Origin of the sequence: Neobacillus sp. SAB-20_R2A, from assembly GCF_049568635.1 — a bacterium.
GTDB classification, from domain to species: domain Bacteria; phylum Bacillota; class Bacilli; order Bacillales; family Cytobacillaceae; genus Neobacillus; species Neobacillus citreus.
In genome coordinates this window covers 4,604,483-4,622,123 of the sequence record NZ_CP145895.1, presented here as the reverse complement: position 1 = coordinate 4,622,123, position 17,641 = coordinate 4,604,483, and the positions used below count along the sequence as shown (strand labels likewise).

16 protein-coding genes and 1 tRNA gene are annotated in these 17,641 nt (G+C 42.4%); all 17 read left to right on the top strand.

Features of this window, described 5'->3' with window-relative positions; genetic code table 11:
• The first annotated feature begins 3 nt into the window (after positions 1 to 3).
• On the top strand, positions 4 to 765 hold the full coding sequence (gene sdhB / locus V5M37_RS22720; protein WP_423799255.1) for a succinate dehydrogenase iron-sulfur subunit: 762 nt from the start codon (positions 4 to 6) through the stop codon (positions 763 to 765).
• Between the two features lie 129 nt (positions 766 to 894).
• Complete coding sequence (locus V5M37_RS22715) at positions 895 to 1,491, top strand: class D sortase (protein ID WP_423799254.1); 597 nt, start codon at positions 895 to 897, stop codon at positions 1,489 to 1,491.
• A 175-nt stretch (positions 1,492 to 1,666) separates the two neighbouring features.
• A complete protein-coding gene (gene gerE, locus V5M37_RS22710) occupies positions 1,667 to 1,891 on the top strand; it encodes a spore germination transcription factor GerE (RefSeq protein WP_019154738.1) in 225 nt (74 codons plus the stop codon).
• A gap of 145 nt (positions 1,892 to 2,036) precedes the next feature.
• Entirely contained in the window at positions 2,037 to 3,326 is a 1,290-nt protein-coding gene (gene hmpA, locus V5M37_RS22705) for an NO-inducible flavohemoprotein (protein WP_423799253.1), read from the top strand.
• Between the two features lie 169 nt (positions 3,327 to 3,495).
• Positions 3,496 to 3,945 (top strand): MarR family winged helix-turn-helix transcriptional regulator, encoded by a 450-nt coding sequence (locus tag V5M37_RS22700; protein WP_423799252.1) that lies wholly within the window; start codon positions 3,496 to 3,498, stop codon positions 3,943 to 3,945.
• A gap of 103 nt (positions 3,946 to 4,048) precedes the next feature.
• Positions 4,049 to 4,843, top strand: a complete 795-nt coding sequence (gene racE, locus V5M37_RS22695) for a glutamate racemase (protein ID WP_423799251.1) — start codon at positions 4,049 to 4,051, stop codon at positions 4,841 to 4,843.
• 135 nt (positions 4,844 to 4,978) lie between these two features.
• Entirely contained in the window at positions 4,979 to 6,031 is a 1,053-nt protein-coding gene (locus V5M37_RS22690; protein WP_423799250.1) for a GerMN domain-containing protein, read from the top strand.
• Positions 6,032 to 6,164: 133 nt separating this feature from the next.
• Entirely contained in the window at positions 6,165 to 6,923 is a 759-nt protein-coding gene (gene rph / locus V5M37_RS22685) for a ribonuclease PH (RefSeq protein WP_213144671.1), read from the top strand.
• 11 nt (positions 6,924 to 6,934) lie between these two features.
• Positions 6,935 to 7,546, top strand: a complete 612-nt coding sequence (locus V5M37_RS22680; protein WP_423799249.1) for an XTP/dITP diphosphatase — start codon at positions 6,935 to 6,937, stop codon at positions 7,544 to 7,546.
• Entirely contained in the window at positions 7,543 to 8,055 is a 513-nt protein-coding gene (locus V5M37_RS22675; protein WP_423799248.1) for a metallophosphoesterase family protein, read from the top strand. Before V5M37_RS22680 ends, V5M37_RS22675 begins: the two co-directional genes overlap by 4 nt.
• Before the next feature lie 105 nt (positions 8,056 to 8,160).
• A tRNA-Arg gene (locus V5M37_RS22670) sits at positions 8,161 to 8,237 on the top strand.
• A 103-nt stretch (positions 8,238 to 8,340) separates the two neighbouring features.
• Positions 8,341 to 9,369, top strand: coding sequence for a tetratricopeptide repeat protein (locus tag V5M37_RS22665; protein ID WP_423799247.1), 1,029 nt, complete (start codon positions 8,341 to 8,343; stop codon positions 9,367 to 9,369).
• Between the two features lie 165 nt (positions 9,370 to 9,534).
• Positions 9,535 to 10,821: a trigger factor gene (gene tig, locus V5M37_RS22660; protein ID WP_423799246.1), complete on the top strand. Its 1,287-nt coding sequence runs from the start codon at positions 9,535 to 9,537 to the stop codon at positions 10,819 to 10,821.
• 376 nt (positions 10,822 to 11,197) lie between these two features.
• A complete protein-coding gene (clpX, locus tag V5M37_RS22655; protein WP_213144676.1) occupies positions 11,198 to 12,460 on the top strand; it encodes an ATP-dependent protease ATP-binding subunit ClpX in 1,263 nt (420 codons plus the stop codon).
• Positions 12,461 to 12,821: 361 nt separating this feature from the next.
• Positions 12,822 to 14,489: an ATP-dependent protease LonB gene (gene lonB / locus V5M37_RS22650; RefSeq protein ID WP_423799245.1), complete on the top strand. Its 1,668-nt coding sequence runs from the start codon at positions 12,822 to 12,824 to the stop codon at positions 14,487 to 14,489.
• Between the two features lie 238 nt (positions 14,490 to 14,727).
• Positions 14,728 to 17,055 carry an endopeptidase La gene (gene lon, locus V5M37_RS22645; RefSeq protein ID WP_213144678.1) on the top strand — a complete coding sequence of 776 codons (2,328 nt, stop codon included), beginning with the start codon at positions 14,728 to 14,730 and terminating at the stop codon, positions 17,053 to 17,055.
• Positions 17,052 to 17,633 carry a ribosome biogenesis GTP-binding protein YihA/YsxC gene (gene yihA / locus V5M37_RS22640; RefSeq protein ID WP_423799244.1) on the top strand — a complete coding sequence of 194 codons (582 nt, stop codon included), beginning with the start codon at positions 17,052 to 17,054 and terminating at the stop codon, positions 17,631 to 17,633. Before lon ends, yihA begins: the two co-directional genes overlap by 4 nt.
• The last annotated feature ends 8 nt before the right edge of the window (positions 17,634 to 17,641 follow it).

Sequence of the window (17,641 nt, the reverse complement as noted above, 5' to 3'; positions counted from 1 at the left end):
AAAATGGCTGAAACTAAGACTGTAAAATTTATTATTCAACGTCAGGATAATGAAAATTCTGCCCCTTATGAGGAAGAATTTGAAGTTCCATACCGCCCGGGGATGAACGTTATCTCGGCGTTAATGGAAGTTCGGAGAAACCCTGTTAATGCAAAAGGACAAGCTACAAGCCCAATCACATGGGATATGAACTGTCTTGAAGAGGTTTGTGGTGCCTGTTCAATGATTATCAACGGAAAGCCGCGCCAATCTTGTTCGGCGTTAGTCGATCAATTGGAGCAGCCGATCCGCTTAGCTCCAATGCGGACATTCCCGGTTGTGCGTGACCTTCAGGTTGACCGCAGCAGAATGTTTGATGCGTTAAAGAGAGTGAAAGCATGGATTCCAATTGATGGAACCTATGACCTAGGACCAGGACCACGTATGCCTGAGAACAAACGTCAATGGGCATATGAGCTTTCCAAGTGTATGACATGCGGTGTCTGCCTTGAGGCATGTCCGAATGTTAACAGTAAGTCAAGCTTTATCGGACCGCAGCCATTATCCCAGGTTCGTCTTTTCAATGCTCATCCAACAGGTGCGATGAATAAGGCAGAGCGTCTTGAAACTATCATGGGTGAAGGCGGTCTTACGAACTGCGGTAATTCACAAAACTGTGTTCAATCCTGTCCAAAAGGTATTCCATTGACTACTTCCATTGCAGCATTGAATCGTGAAACTACATTCCAAGCATTTAGAAACTTTTTTGGTTCCGACCGCGACTAAAAATGTTAAAAACCTCCTTTTCACACTGAAAGGGAGGTTTTTTGTTGTCTTAAAATTATAGTCGTTTCAATGCCCGTTTGTTATACTTGGATTAATAGTATAAGCTTTTTGAAAAGGCAGGTATTTATGGTGAAAGCTAAGATTCCTATTCTTATTATATTGGCCGGGCTGATTGTGTTAGGTATCGGTTTATGGCAGATTGCAGACACAAAAATGCAAACAAATGCCTCCCTTCAAGAAGCAAAAAATATAGTGCGCGTGCAGTCAAAAAAGGCTTCAACCAATAATCAAACATTACAGAAACAGGGTGAAAGCAAACCGCCGGATATGGGGGATACAGTCGGTCTATTGGCCATACCGAAAATAAAAGCAGAACTGGCGATCGTGGAAGGGACAAATCCGGATGATTTAGAAAGAGGAGTAGGCCACTATAAGGGATCTTATTTTCCCGGCGACAAAGGGCAAATCGTCTTATCAGGACACCGCGATACCGTTTTTCGTCACTTAGGTGAACTGAAAGTCGGTGACTCATTAAAAATGCAAATGCCTTATGGTAACTTCAATTATGAAATCACCCATACGAAAATCGTAAATTCTGATGATACCAGTATCATCACCTTGCAAAACAAGGAAGAAGAATTAATTCTAACAACATGCTACCCCTTCCGTTACGTCGGAAACGCCCCAAAACGATATATTTTATATGCAAAGCTAAAGAGCTCATAAATGAAGGGCTCTTGTCTTTTTTTATTAGAAAGTTTTTTGGGGAAATTTTTTCATAAAATTCATATCTAACGAGTAAATATAGTCACTCCCCCTGACCAGTTCACATAGGATATGGTGACTAAATATATACCCACCCCCGGTGCATAACTGGCGAAGGCAAGGAGGGTTACAATACTTGAAGGAGAATGAATATACTCACAAGCCATTACTCACCAAACGAGAAAGAGAAGTATTCGAACTGTTAGTACAGGACAAAACAACAAAAGAAATCGCTAGTGAATTATTTATCAGCGAAAAAACAGTTCGGAATCATATTTCGAATGCCATGCAAAAGCTTGGTGTGAAGGGGCGATCACAGGCAGTTGTAGAACTCCTTCGTATGGGAGAGCTAGAACTTTAAACATGACCGGCATCCTTATGGGACGCCGGTTCATACATTTAAATGGACAATTTTTTTGTAAAAACATAACAATACTTACCTTCTTTATCATCTTTAGAGCAGGAGATACTTTAGTTGTAAGGATAAAGGAGGTAAGAAATACATTATGTCTATTACGCAAATTAAAGAAAAAAATTCTTGGCAAGAGGTCGTAAAGACGGTAAAAACTCTTGATCCGAATAAGCTTGAAATCATAAAAGCCACACTTCCGATTGTGAAGGATCATGGTGAACAAATAACCAAGCATTTTTATAAGCGTATGTTTAAGCAGCATCCGGAGCTTCTCAATATTTTCAATCAAACGCATCAAATAACAGGTCACCAGCCTAAAGCACTCGCAGATGCTGTTTACGGGGCAGCGGCAAATATTGAAGATTTCAGCCAAATTATGCCCGTTCTCGAGCGAATTGGTGAAAAACATCGAAGCCTGCAAATTAAGCCGGAGCACTATCCGATAGTTGGTGAAAATTTGCTGGGAGCCATCAAAGAAGTATTAGGCGATGCGGCAACACCAGAAATTATCGATGCATGGGCGGATGCATATGGGGTCATCGCAGATGTGTTTATTAGAATGGAAAATAAAATGTATAAAACGGCGGAGACAATGCCTGGCGGCTGGGCCGGCTACCGGAATTTTGTTGTGGAAAAAAAGGTGAAAGAAAGCGACGTCATCACGTCGTTTTACTTAAAGCCGCAAGACGGTAAGGAAATTGCCAGCTATATTCCCGGTCAATACATTACCGTAAAACTGGAGATTCCCGGTGAACAATACACCCATTTACGTCAATATAGTTTATCAGATCGTCCAGGTCAGAATTATTACCGAATCAGTGTAAAACGGGAAGACCCAAAAGGGGATAACATTCCTGCTGGGATTGTTTCCACCTATTTGCATGCTCATGTAAAAGAGGGAGATACGATTCCGATTACCGCACCTGCCGGTGATTTTTATTTAGATTTGGACACGAGTCTTCCATTAGTATTAATTAGCGGCGGGGTTGGTCTTACTCCAATGATGGCCATGTTAAACACAACCGTAAACGAAGGCCCAAATCGGGAAATTTATTATATCCATGCAGCTATAAACAGCCAACTGCATGCCTTCAGAGCCCATGTAAATGACCTGGCAGCTGGACATAAGAATGTCCACTCCTTCGTTATTTATGAAAAACCATCAGAAGAAGATAAAGAAATGAAAAATTACGATAAAGAAGGATTTTTTAGCCTGGAGTGGCTGCAGCAAAGTTTACCAACGAAGGATGCCGATTTTTATTTCTGCGGACCTGAGCCTTTCATGAAAGTGGTTAATAAAGCTTTAAAACAATGGGGAGTTCCAGAAGAGCGGATCCATTACGAATTTTTTGGCTCCTTTGGAAAGCTGGAAGAGATCGAATAATCCAACTGGCAAGATGAAGCACCTTCATCTTGCCAGTTTTTTTGAGAAGCTGACAAGACAGTTCCGGCTTGAAATTTTCCTGAAAAAAGTAGACAATAAGTACAAGCTTGAAAAGTATTTTTATTTGGTCATGTCATGAGGAGAAGCCTATTTTAGGAGTGTAGAACAAATGAAACTCGAAAATTCCCAAAAAATGACTGGGGACGTTGTCGCAAATATCGAAAAAGAACTACGGTATATATCAGGCATCATTAAGCAAAAGGGAAGAGAGATGTTGAGTAATTATAAAATTACTCCTCCCCAATTCGTTGCCCTGCAATGGCTTTTTGAAGACGGAGATATGACAATTGGCGAGCTCTCTACTAAAATGTATTTAGCCTGCAGTACTACCACTGATCTGGTCGACCGTATGGAGAAAAATCTTTTGGTAGAGCGGGTGAAAGATACAAACGATCGCCGTGTTGTGAGAATCCATCTTCTCGAAGAAGGCAAGAGAATCATTGATGAAGTGATTAAAAAGCGTCAAGTCTATCTTGAAGAAGTCTTAAAAAACTTCAATAAGGAAGAAATTCAACTCTTGCAAAACAACTTAATAAAACTGCATCAGGAAATGAAGTAAGTCCAGTAGACGGATTGGCGAGCCAGAGGTTCGTTTATGAACGCAGTTGATATGATGCGTTCGAATATAAAGAAGTTGCTAACAGCAAAATGAGGCGAAAAGTTTGAAGCAAGCAATTGGTGTTATAGATTCTGGTGTCGGCGGCCTGACTGTTGCTAAAGAGGTCATGAGACAGCTGCCAAACGAGAAAATCATCTATTTGGGTGATACCGCGCGCTGTCCCTACGGCCCAAGATCGACGAAAGAAGTAAAAAGATTTACATGGGAATTGACCCACTTTTTATTAGAAAAAAATATAAAAATGCTGGTAATTGCCTGCAATACGGCAACAGCAGCTGCGCTCGACGATATCCGCAGGGAATTATCGATTCCTGTGCTAGGGGTCATTAACCCTGGAGCAAGAGCGGCAATAAAGCGGACAAAAAACTATCGTGTCGGAATTATTGGGACAGATGGAACTGTTAAAAGCGGTGCCTACGAAAAGGCATTAAAATCACTTAACAGCCGTCTTTTTGTCAAAAGTCAATCCTGCCCCAAGTTTGTGCCGCTAGTGGAAAGCGGTGAATACGATGGGCCGATTGCTGCGAAAATTGTGGATGAAGCGCTGCAGCCTTTATTGAATCAAAACCTGGATACGCTTATATTGGGGTGCACCCACTATCCACTGCTCGAACCGTTGATTAAAAAATTCATGGGTGAAAAGGTTAGTGTCATTAGCTCAGGTGATGAAACGGCCAGGGAGATTAGCGCCATTCTCCAATATAAAGGACTCCTTGAATCAGACGAGCAGGCACCAGAACATGAATTCTATACGACTGGCTCCACTTGGATTTTCTCAAAAATAGCGTCGCAATGGCTCGGCACCCCTATTGAAAATGTGAAAAAAATAAAATTGTAAAATAGAGTCCTTAAAGGGCTCTATTTTTTATTGAAAAAAATTTAATGAATTTGTCCTATTTTTCTTTTCGAGGCGGTCTAAATTTTTCATAGGCTCGTATACATGATAGTACAAACAGTCTTAGGGGGGAAAAATATGTTCAAAAATAAAGCAAAAATTCTTGGCCTGGCTGTGCTCACTTCCACGGTTGTGCTATCCGGCTGCGGCCTATTTGGCAGTGAAACACAAAAGAAGATTGATCCGCCAAAAACGGTGACGACAACGAGTGAGAAGAACATCAATAAGGAAACAGCGGCCGTAAAGAAGGAAAATGCAGAGAATGTGTTGAAAACGGAGCTATATCTCATTGACAAGAATGGTTATGTTGTCCCGCAAACATTAAATCTTCCAAAAACCAAATCAGTCGCTAAACAGGCGCTGGATTACTTAGTGGTGAACGGACCTGTAACGGATATGCTGCCGAATGATTTTAGAGCCGTTCTGCCTGAGGATACAAAACCATCGGTTAATATTAAAGATGGGGTTGCAGTTGTTGATTTTTCAAAGGAATTCAAAAACTATCAGCCTGAGGATGAATTGAAAATCCTTCAGTCAGTCACCTGGACCCTGACGCAGTTTGATGGTGTCAATTCTGTTAAGCTGAAAATGAACGGTCATGAATTAACGGAAATGCCTGTAAAAGGAACGCCAATCAGCGAAAAGCTTTCCAGGGCAACAGGCATCAACTTAGATACAAAGGATGTAGTGGATATCACGAATACGAAGCCAATTACTGTATACTTTATTGGCGGTGAAGAAGGCTCCTACTATTATGTGCCAGTTACCCGCAGGGTGAAAGCAAGTGAGAAGGATCCAATCACAGCGGCAGTCAATGAATTAATCAAGGGCCCAAGTGAAAAGTCGAACCTTGTTTCCGAATTTATGACTGATGTTAAACTAAATGAAACACCGAAATATCAGGACGGAACTGTAACCTTAAACTTTAACAAAAATATTTACGGCAGCTTTGAAGAGAAAGTGATTTCGCAGAACCTATTGGATACACTTGTGCTTTCCTTGACTGAACAGAAGGGCGTACAAAAGGTAGCTGTTTTAGTTGACGGTAAAGCGGAATTGAAGAATGACAAGGGTAAGAAGCTTTCTGCACCGGTTACCCGCCCAGAAAAAGTCAATACAGGTAGTTTTTAAAAAATAATTTTTGTTATACTATATAATGACAATCAAAGAGGTTGGCTGACTGCCGCCTCTTTCTATTTTGTATTTAGTGTTTTTGTAAGGGGGGAGAGTCCCTTACAGTGACCACGGAGGAGGAGTTTGGGATATGGCGCGTGCAGACGGAAGAGAGCCATTGCAATTAAGACCCGTACATATTGAAACCAATTATTTAATGCATCCGGAAGGCTCGGTCCTTATTTCAGTCGGCAATACAAAGGTGATTTGTACCGCTAGCATTGAGGATAAAGTCCCGCCGTTTATGAGAGGGCAAGGCAAAGGCTGGATCACCGCGGAATATGCGATGCTTCCCCGGGCAACGGAAACAAGGAATATCCGAGAGTCCTCGAAAGGCAAAGTTACCGGCCGGACAATGGAAATCCAGCGATTAATCGGCCGTGCCTTAAGAGCGGTAGTGGATCTTGAAGCGCTGGGCGAGCGAACTGTTTGGATTGACTGTGATGTCATTCAGGCGGACGGCGGAACAAGAACAGCTTCGATAACGGGGGCTTTTGTGGCTTTGTCTCTTGCCTTACAGTCGTTTTCTGGGAAAAAATCATTATCGAAATTTCCGATTACTGATTATTTAGCAGCAACAAGTGTCGGAATTTTAGAGGGCGGCCAAGTAGTGTTAGATTTGAATTACATAGAGGATTCCAAGGCACAGGTCGATATGAATGTTGTCATGACAGGCAGCGGCGAATTTGTTGAGTTGCAGGGAACGGGTGAGGAAGCGACATTTTCCTACAATGATCTCCAAGGGTTGCTTGGTGCTGCTCAAGAGGGGCTCATGGAGCTGTTTGAACAGCAAAAGGCGGCCCTTGGTGAGGAAATTATGCAAAAAATTGAAAATCGCAGAAAGAAATAGAGGAGATTCATATGAATGAAGTTATCATTGCCACGAAAAATCCCGGAAAGGCCAGGGAGTTTGAGCATATTTTTGCAAGCAGGGGAATTACCGTGCGGACGTTGCTGGACTTTCCGGAGCTTCCGGAGGTAGAAGAAACCGGGACAACCTTTGAGGAAAATGCCACATTAAAGGCGGAAACCATTTCGAAGGCACTTGGGAAAATGGTAATTGGCGATGATTCCGGACTAATCGTTGACGCGCTTGAGGGCCGTCCGGGCATCTATTCGGCCCGCTATGCTGGGGAACCGAAAAATGACTTAAATAACACGAATAAGGTACTTGCGGAGCTAGAGGGTGTTCCTGAGGAGCAGAGAACAGCCCGCTTCTATTGTGCTTTAGCAGTTGCCATCCCTGGTCAGGAGACGTTTACGGTGTCAGGTACCTGTGAAGGCCGGATATTGGAAGAGCCAAGGGGTACCAACGGCTTCGGCTATGACCCGGTTTTCTTTGTGCCGGAAAAGGGAGTAGCAATGGCAGAGCTATCTGCTGATGAAAAAAATAAAATCAGCCATCGGGCGAATGCGTTAATGAAATTGGATTCGGTGCTAGATTCGAAGCTGGAAAGCGCTGAAGGCAAATGAGCAAGGTATTGGTCGTAAGCGACAGCCACGGTATGACGAAGGAGCTTGAGGTAATCAGGGAAAGGCACATGGCCGATGTCGATTTAATGATTCATTGCGGTGATTCCCAGTTGGACCCGGACCACAAGTCCTTAATGGGGTATTTTACGGTTGGCGGAAATTGTGATTTTGGCGGATTCCCGCTGGAGCTGGTAACGGACCTCGCTGGAAAAAAGATTTTCATTACCCATGGCCATCGATATTCGGTCAAAACTTCGTTGATGAAATTAACCTACAAAGCTCAAGAATCTGGTGCTGATATTGTCTGTTTTGGGCATTCGCATATCCTGGGGGCAGAGGTGATCGACGGTACCCTGTACCTGAACCCAGGCAGCATCCGCCTCCCACGCCAGCGTGTTGAAAAAACATACGTGATCCTTGACTTGCAGGAGAATTCCGTCAGGATGACTGTTTATGAATTAAACGGCAAGGACATACCGGGATTGGCTCGTGATTTCAAGGTTAATTAATAATGGGGGGAGCGCCCCCCAATTATTTCTCAGAAAAAATTTATAATCTGTTGACAATAAAATACTAAGGTAATATAATAAATCTTGTCTTTGATTACTGATTATGTCCCAGTAGCTCAGCTGGATAGAGCACACGCCTTCTAAGCGTGCGGTCGGGAGTTCGAATCTCTCCTGGGACGCCACTACTACATACCAAAATATATACTCACCTGATCAGGTGAGTTTTTTTTATGCGTTAATTATGTTACACTATTTTCCAATGATAACCTACAAGGACGGATTCTTATGAAAAAGCGGGAAAAAGTGAAAAAAATAGATAACGTGATTTTTTTCCCCGGAATGGAAAAAAGATTAACGGACAAAGGCTTAGAAAGCCTGCAAAATAAAAAATATACTGAAGCCATCAGGCTTCTCGAAGAGGCGAAAGAATTGGATCAGGATAACGATGATGTTTTAATCGGCCTGGTCCTTGCCTATTTTGAGGCTGGGAATTTTCAAAAGGCAAAGGTCCTTGCAAAGGAATTGCTTCATAAGGGAATCGGTGACTATTTTCAATTGGTGGATTTATACGTAACAGTGCTTATTCAGCTTCATGAATATCAGGAAATCGTCTCAACTATTGAGGCGCTCTTGGAGGAAAAAGAGATTCCGCCGGAAAGACTGGAGCATTTCTTAACCCTTCTCCAATTCAGCCGAAAAATGGCAGAGAACAAAAGCCTTGATCTGAGGAGTGAAGAGCCGGAGGAGGATACCGATCCGGATTCATTAAATCTATTATCCTTAACCAGTCTGAACGAGCAAATGCTGGCCATTTCAAGACTTTCAGATAAAAACATCAGGCCTTATGTCCCCGAAATAGAAGATTACTTAAAAGCGGAAATAGGCCATCCCTTTTTAAAAACAATCCTATTAACTCTTTTAAAAGAGCAGGAAGTCGACAAAAACATAAAAATGGTTAAATTTTCGGAAGAAATAACCATAAATCCGACAGGAATAGCAGATGTAAGACATCAGCCGAAAATGATCTCTATTAAAGAACTGCTTGAGAATCGGCTTGAAAGCAGCAATCCCGTTCTGTTTGCAAGCATCAGTGAAATGGTAGAGCGTATTTTCTTTACCAGCTACCCATTCGAACTGGAGCCAGAGACCCCGGCTGCCTGGGCTGCTGGCTTTCAATATTTGGCGCAGGAATATATGGGGATAAACTCGGAAATAAATGAATTATCTAAAGACTATGACGTATCGCCGGTTGAAATCACCCTTGCTATACAGGAAATAGAAGAAATTGAGAAAATTTCTTATCCTAATCTATAACCTTCGCTGTTGAAAGAAACAAATCCTGTGTTATAATGTAAGGGTTGCATTGTGTAAAAAACTATTTTACAGCAAAAAAAGTGGAAAATGGCTTCGTGGACAAGACATATTCCGAATCTAAATTCGTTACGAATGAAATGAGTAATAGATGTTGGAGGGAAAAGAATGACTGCAAAATGGGAAAAGTTAGAAGGAAACCGCGGTGTCCTTACAATTGATGTAAGTGCAGATAAAGTAAACGAAGGTTTAGACGCGGCTTTCAAAAAAGTAGTAAAACAAATCAATGTTCCAGGCTTCCGTAAAGGGAAAATGCCTCGTGGAATGTTTGAAAAGCGCTTTGGTGTAGAAGCTCTATACCAAGATGCATTAGATTTTATTTTTCCAGATGCATACATGACTGCTATCGATGAAACTGGTATCGAGCCAATTGCTCAGCCTGAAAATGTTGATTTTGACCTTGAGCAAATGGGCAAAGACAAAGACTTTACTTTCAAGGCAACTGTTCAAGTAAAACCTGAAGTAACTTTAGGCGAATACAAAGGCCTTGAAGTAGAAGAGCTTGACACCACTGTTTCAGAAGAAGATGTGCAAAAAGAATTAGAAGCTCTTCAAAATCGTCATGCTGAGCTTGTTGTAAAAGAAGAAGGAACTGCTGTACTTGGCGACACAGTTGTAATCGACTTTGAAGGCTTTGTTGATGGCGAAGCATTCGAAGGCGGCAAAGGTGAAAACTACTCTCTTGAACTAGGTTCAGGCTCTTTCATTCCTGGCTTTGAAGAACAACTCGTGGGCGTTGCTGCCGGCGAATCTAAAGATGTAGAAGTAACTTTCCCTGAAGAATACCATGCAGCAGAGCTTGCAGGTAAACCAGCTGTGTTCAAAACAACTGTTCACGAAATCAAAGGTAAAGAACTTCCTGCATTAGATGACGAGTTTGCTAAAGACGTAGACGATGAAGTTGAAACTTTAGATGCATTAAAAGAGAAAATCAAAACTCGTTTAGAAGACAGCAAAAAGCATGATGCAGAACATAACTTACAAGATACACTAGTGGAAAAAGCTGCTGAAAATGCTCAAGTTGAACTTCCAGAAGTGATGATTGACAACGAAGTAAATCGTCTTCTTCAAGATTTTGAACAACGTCTGCAAATGCAAGGCATGAACCTTCAGCTTTACTATCAATTCTCTGGCCAAGGCGAAGAAGCTCTTCGCGAACAAATGAAGGCTGATGCTGAGAAAAATGTTCGTGTAAGATTAACTTTAGAAGCTATTGCTAAGGCTGAAAACTTAGAAGTATCTGAAGAAGATGTAAATGCTGAGCTTGAAAAAATGGCAGGAATGTACAACATGCCTGTTGACAACATCAAAAAAGCTCTTGGCGGAACAGAAGGCATCAAAGAAGAACTTAAATACAAAAAAGCAATCGACTTTCTTGTTGAAAACAAGAAGTAATACGTAAATAGTTCCAAGGCACGATTTTTATCGTGCCTTGTTTTATACATTTTTTCAATTACATATTATAATAAGGACAGGGTAACCTTTTTTATAAACGGGTGGCAGGAATAAAATTTTTGCCGGCGAATTAATTAAATCCAAGATTGATTTTTAAAAATTATGGTTAAGCTGTTTGAGGTACATATTTCATTTTTTAAGCGAAGTCCAGACAAATAAAAAACATATTTTGAGAAAAGCTTTTTAGTTCCAGTCCGCCCGCTAAATGTGTTACAATGCAAAATACATACCTAATGAATTGTAGAAAAAATCGGATTTGTTTGGAATTTTCGCGAGCTTTAAATAAAGAAATAAGTCGTCTTAAGGGGTGAAAGGGTTGTTTAAATTTAATGATGAAAAAGGACAACTGAAGTGTTCATTCTGTGGAAAAACACAGGATCAAGTCCGCAAGCTTGTTGCTGGACCTGGAGTCTATATATGTGATGAATGTATTGAACTCTGCACAGAGATTGTGGAGGAAGAGCTTGGAACAGAGGAAGAAGTAGAATTTAAAGATGTTCCGAAGCCAAAGGAAATTTGCGAAATCCTTGATGAATATGTAATCGGACAGGATAAAGCAAAGAAAGCTTTATCGGTGGCTGTTTATAACCATTACAAGCGGATCAATTCCAACAGCAAAATCGATGATGTCGAGCTTTCAAAAAGTAATATTTGTATGATTGGACCGACTGGTAGCGGTAAAACATTGCTGGCGCAGACATTGGCGCGCATCTTAAATGTGCCGTTTGCGATTGCAGATGCTACATCGCTTACAGAGGCCGGCTACGTTGGTGAAGACGTTGAAAACATCTTATTAAAATTAATCCAAGCTGCTGATTACGATGTAGAGAAGGCAGAAAAAGGGATTATTTATATTGATGAAATTGATAAAATTGCCCGTAAATCTGAAAATCCTTCGATTACCCGTGACGTTTCCGGTGAAGGCGTTCAGCAGGCATTATTGAAAATTCTTGAAGGAACGGTTGCGAGCGTTCCCCCACAAGGCGGAAGAAAGCATCCGCATCAGGAATTTATTCAAATTGATACAACAAACATCTTATTTATCTGCGGCGGTGCCTTTGATGGCATCGAGCCAATCATCAAGCGCCGTTTAGGGCAAAAGGTTATCGGCTTTGGTGCTGATCCGAAACAACAGCAGGAAATCAGTTCAAAAGAATTGCTTTCCAAGGTTCTTCCTGAAGACCTTTTACGCTTCGGCTTGATTCCTGAATTCATCGGCCGTCTGCCAGTTATTGCTAGCCTAGAGCAGCTTGACGAAGGAGCGTTAATTGAAATTTTAACGAAACCAAAGAATGCTCTTGTAAAGCAATATCAAAAAATGCTTGAAATCGATGATGTCGAGCTTGAGTTTGAAGAAGGAGCACTGCAGGAAATCGCGAAAAAGGCGATTGAGCGTAAAACCGGTGCCCGCGGCTTACGTTCCATCATTGAAGGTATCATGCTTGATGTCATGTTCGACCTTCCATCCCGCGATGATATTACCAAGTGTATCATCACGAAGGATACAGTCGCGGACAACAGCGTTCCAAAGCTGATCCTTGAAGATGGTACGGTTGTTAAAGAAGAAAAATCTGCATAATAGGTGAGGACCCGGACTTATTGGTTCGGGTTCTTTTTATTGGGGTTAAGTGTTACTGTCGTATATGTGCCGAATACTCTCGGATAAGAGCTTAATACTCTCGCATAACGATGAAATACTCTCGGATAATCGCGGATTACTCTCGATTCATGAATTTACTCTCGGATACGTTCAAAATACTCTCGGATAAGAACAGAATACTCTCACATACCCCCAATTTACTCGCGCGTATCTGGATTTTACTCACATCTTCATTTTTTCCTCCCCCTTCAGTTTTTTCAATTCATGGTTTATTCCGCCAGCCTGCAGGAAATACTTATTAATATCTACAGGAGTTAATTAGATACTGGAGGGAAACGAAATGAGTTGGACGGGGATCGCCTTATTTATACAATTGTTTTTTGGAATCATCATCGGTCTTTATTTTTGGAATTTGCTCAAGAATCAGCGCACGCAGAAGGTGTCAATTGACCGGGAATCCCGGAAGGAAATGGAGCAGCTTCGCAAAATGAGATCTATTTCATTAACCGAACCGCTTTCTGAAAAAGTGCGTCCGACAAGCTTTCAGGATATTGTCGGCCAGGAGGATGGCATTAAATCTTTAAAAGCGGCCCTTTGTGGACCGAATCCACAGCATGTGATCATCTACGGACCGCCCGGTGTCGGTAAAACGGCGGCAGCAAGGCTCGTTCTCGAAGAAGCCAAAAAGAACGCAAAGTCACCATTTAAAAAAGATTCCGTTTTTATAGAATTAGATGCCACAACGGCCCGATTTGACGAAAGAGGAATTGCTGACCCGCTAATAGGATCCGTTCATGACCCAATTTATCAGGGAGCAGGAGCAATGGGACAGGCGGGGATTCCACAGCCAAAACAAGGGGCAGTCACAAATGCTCATGGCGGTGTTCTCTTTATTGATGAAATTGGCGAACTGCACCCGATTCAGATGAATAAGCTGCTCAAGGTACTCGAGGATCGCAAGGTATATTTGGAAAGTGCCTATTATCACGAGGAAAATACACAAATTCCTACTCATATTCATGATATTTTTAAAAATGGACTTCCCGCCGATTTCCGTTTAATTGGAGCGACAACGCGAACACCGAGCGAAATTCCGCCTGCCATCCGGTCGCGCTGCATGGAAGTGTTCTTCCGCGATTTAAACCAAGAGGAAATTGTGAAAGTAGCACGAAAGGCTGCGGAAAAGGTCAATATGGAAATTAATGATACCGGAGTCCATACTCTTTCTACATATGCCAGAAATGGCCGGGAAACCGTCAACATGATTCAGATTGCGGCGGGGCTGGCCATAACCGAAGATCGGCAATATATTAAGGACGAAGATATTGAATGGGTAATTCATTCCAGTCAAATGACACCGCGCATGGAACGGATGATTAATGATGCTGCACAGGTTGGGCTGGTTAACGGCTTGGCTGTTTATGGACCGAATTCAGGAGCACTTCTCGAAATTGAAGTGACCGTTATTCCGGCAAAGGAGAAAGGTTCCATTAACATTACCGGAATTGTCGAGGAAGAAAGCATTGGCGGACAAGGGAAATCGATTCGCCGTAAAAGTATGGCGCGCGGTTCAATTGAAAATGTCATCACTGTTCTCCGGTCGATGGGTGTTCCGGCGAATGATTATGATATTCATGTCAATTTCCCTGGGGGTGTGCCGATTGATGGTCCGTCCGCGGGTATCGCAATGGCGACAGGAATTTACTCCGCTATTTATAATATTCCAATTGACAACACGGTTGCGATGACAGGTGAAATCAGCATCCATGGAAACGTTAAGCCGATTGGCGGAGTCTATCCAAAGATAAAAGCGGCGAAAAAAGCAGGGGCGAAAACAGTCATTATTCCACAGGAAAATATCCAAACGATTTTAAACGAAATAGACGGAATTCGAATTGTGCCTGTTACCCATCTGCACGAAGTTTTTGAGATTGCATTTGTGAACGAATTTAAGAAAAATCATGCCGTGCCGGCTTCCATTGAGTTAACAAAAAAAGAATCAATCTAAATTTCCAACTTCGGTTTGTCCTTAAAAGCAAACCGAAGTTTTTATTTCGTATGCTGTAAATTACTTTTTCATAGCTTATATTGAAGTAATTTTTTTGGTTAGGGAGAAACTAACGTATATTGAAAAAAGCGCTGTCTATAAAAATAGACACGTTAATTCAAATAAGATAGAATTGTACAAAGACTTATTCTGCATTAGCAGTATAAATTCATGTTTTTGCATGTGGAGGTGCTGTATTTTGGCGAAAAAGAAAGAATTGATCGTCCCCCTCCTGCCGCTTCGGGGATTGCTCGTATATCCGACCATGGTTCTTCATTTAGATGTGGGCCGTGATAAATCGGTTCAGGCACTCGAAAAAGCGATGGTTGATGACCATATCATTTTTTTAACAACCCAAAAGGATGTTTCCATTGATGAGCCTGCCGAGGAGGATCTATACCGATTTGGAACGCTAACAAAAGTGAAGCAAATGTTAAAGCTTCCAAACGGTACGATTCGCGTTTTGGTGGAAGGGTTAAGCAGGGCAGAAATCGTAACATTTCACGATGAGGACGATCATTATGCTGTCAGTGTTGTAACCTATGAAGATTCTGACACTAAAGATGTTGAAGACCAGGCTCTAATGAGAACCATGTTGGAATATTTTGAACAATACATAAAATTATCGAAAAAAATCTCGGCGGAGACATTTGCTACTGTTGCCGATATTGAAGAACCCGGAAGAATGGCGGACATTATCGCTTCCCATTTGCCGATCAAGCTGAAGGAGAAACAAGAAATCCTTGAGACAATCGAGATAAAGCAAAGAATGAACCGGGTGATTGACCGAATTTTTAACGAAAAAGAAGTACTCAATCTTGAAAAGAAAATCGGCCAGCGGGTTAAGCGGTCAATGGAAAGAACGCAAAAGGAATACTATTTGCGCGAACAGATGAAGGCAATCCAGAAGGAATTAGGGGATAAAGAAGGCAAGACTGGCGAAATCGCCGACCTCACCAAGAAAATCGAAGAAGCGGGAATGCCGGAGCACGTTTATAATGCGGCCATGAAGGAACTGGATCGTTATGAAAAAGTGCCGACAAGCTCCGCAGAAAGTGCGGTCATCCGCAATTATATTGAGTGGCTGATTTCCCTGCCATGGTCGAAAAAGACGGAAGACGATATTGATATTCGTCGGGCAGAAAAGATTCTAAATGAAGAACATTACGGGCTTGAAAAGGTAAAGGAGCGAGTACTCGAATATTTGGCTGTTCAGAAATTGACCAATTCCTTGAAAGGGCCGATTCTTTGTCTAGCTGGACCTCCGGGAGTAGGGAAAACAAGCCTTGCCAAATCGATTGCGACCTCACTTAACCGGAATTTTGTCCGTGTCTCGCTTGGAGGCGTCCGTGATGAATCCGAGATTCGCGGCCATCGCAGAACGTACGTCGGCGCGATGCCTGGACGGATTATTCAGGGAATGAAAAAAGCAGGAACGATTAACCCGGTTTTCTTGCTCGATGAAATTGATAAAATGTCGAGTGATTTCCGCGGCGATCCATCTGCGGCACTTTTAGAGGTATTGGACCCGGAGCAAAACCATAATTTCAGCGATCATTATATAGAAGAAACCTACGATTTATCGAAGGTGATGTTTATTGCTACCGCCAATAACCTTAGCACCATCCCAGGACCGCTGTTAGACCGGATGGAGATCATTACCATTGCGGGCTATACGGAATTGGAAAAGGTTCATATTACAAGGGACCATTTGCTGCCTAAGCAGATTAAGGAAAATGGACTTTCCAAGAGTACACTGCAGGTTCGTGACGATGCGATTTTAAAGGTCGTCCGTTACTACACTCGCGAAGCAGGAGTTAGAAGCCTGGAACGCCAGATGGCCACCATCTGCCGAAAAACGGCGAAAATTATTGTTTCTGGAGATAAGAAGCGAGTTGTCATTACGGATAAAAATGTGGAAGAATTTTTAGGAAAACCAAGGTTCCGTTACGGCCAGGCTGAAGCAGAGGACCAGGTAGGAGTAGCGACCGGACTCGCTTACACAACTGTTGGTGGGGACACCCTGCAAATCGAAGTTTCGCTTGCACCTGGTAAAGGCAAGCTTGTTCTGACTGGTAAGCTTGGAGATGTCATGAAGGAATCAGCACAGGCTGCATTCAGTTATGTACGCTCTAAAGCAAAGGAACTTGGCATCGAAGAAGACTTTCACGAGAAACACGATATTCATATTCACGTACCGGAAGGAGCTGTTCCAAAAGACGGTCCATCTGCGGGAATCACCATCGCTACGGCTTTGGTATCGGCGCTGACCGGCAGACCAATCCGACGTGAAGTGGGGATGACAGGTGAAATCACCCTTCGAGGCAGAGTCCTCCCGATTGGCGGACTCAAAGAGAAAACGTTAAGTGCTCACCGCGCTGGGCTGACAAAAGTTATTTTACCGAAGGATAATGAAAAGGATATTGATGACATTCCGGAAAGCGTCCGCGGTGAATTGGAATTTGTCCCGGTTTCCCATGTCGATGAAGTATTGAAGCATGCCCTTCGTGAAGGAGAAGCACGATGAAGGTAACAAGTTCAGATATCGTCATTAGTGCGGTAAAGCCGGAGCAGTACCCTGACACGGATTTGCCAGAGTTTGCTCTGGCTGGCCGCTCGAATGTTGGAAAGTCTTCATTTATTAATAAAATGCTAAATCGTAAGGGACTGGCGAGAATTTCCTCCAAGCCCGGAAAAACACAGACACTTAACTTTTATCTGATAAATGAAATCCTGCATTTTGTAGATGTTCCCGGCTATGGCTACGCTAAGGTTTCAAAAACAGAGCGGGCCGCATGGGGAAGAATGATTGAAACCTATTTTACAACGCGTGAACAATTAAGGGCCGCTGTCCTGATTGTCGACCTAAGACATCCGCCGACCGAGGATGATGTGATGATGTATGATTTTTTAAAGCATTATGAAATCCCATGTATAGTTATTGCCACGAAAGCGGATAAAATTCCAAAGGGGAAATGGCAGAAGCATGCCAAGGTTACCCGCGAAACATTAGATCTTGACGAAAACGACCAAATTGTCATTTTCTCTTCTGAAACAGGTGAGGGGAAAGATAAAGCTTGGTCCATACTTGAGAGTTATATGTAGAAACATAA

Bases quoted from the DNA above. Each gene is read 5' to 3' on its own strand.
- sdhB (WP_423799255.1), top strand. From the start codon at position 4: ATGGCTGAAACTAAGACTGTAAAATTTATTATTCAACGTCAGGATAAT.
- hmpA (WP_423799253.1), top strand. From the start codon at position 2,037: ATGTCTATTACGCAAATTAAAGAAAAAAATTCTTGGCAAGAGGTCGTA.
- V5M37_RS22700 (WP_423799252.1), top strand. From the start codon at position 3,496: ATGAAACTCGAAAATTCCCAAAAAATGACTGGGGACGTTGTCGCAAAT.
- V5M37_RS22690 (WP_423799250.1), top strand. From the start codon at position 4,979: ATGTTCAAAAATAAAGCAAAAATTCTTGGCCTGGCTGTGCTCACTTCC.
- rph (WP_213144671.1), top strand. From the start codon at position 6,165: ATGGCGCGTGCAGACGGAAGAGAGCCATTGCAATTAAGACCCGTACAT.
- V5M37_RS22680 (WP_423799249.1), top strand. From the start codon at position 6,935: ATGAATGAAGTTATCATTGCCACGAAAAATCCCGGAAAGGCCAGGGAG.
- V5M37_RS22675 (WP_423799248.1), top strand. From the start codon at position 7,543: ATGAGCAAGGTATTGGTCGTAAGCGACAGCCACGGTATGACGAAGGAG.
- V5M37_RS22665 (WP_423799247.1), top strand. From the start codon at position 8,341: ATGAAAAAGCGGGAAAAAGTGAAAAAAATAGATAACGTGATTTTTTTC.
- tig (WP_423799246.1), top strand. From the start codon at position 9,535: ATGACTGCAAAATGGGAAAAGTTAGAAGGAAACCGCGGTGTCCTTACA.
- lonB (WP_423799245.1), top strand. From the start codon at position 12,822: ATGAGTTGGACGGGGATCGCCTTATTTATACAATTGTTTTTTGGAATC.
- yihA (WP_423799244.1), top strand. From the start codon at position 17,052: ATGAAGGTAACAAGTTCAGATATCGTCATTAGTGCGGTAAAGCCGGAG.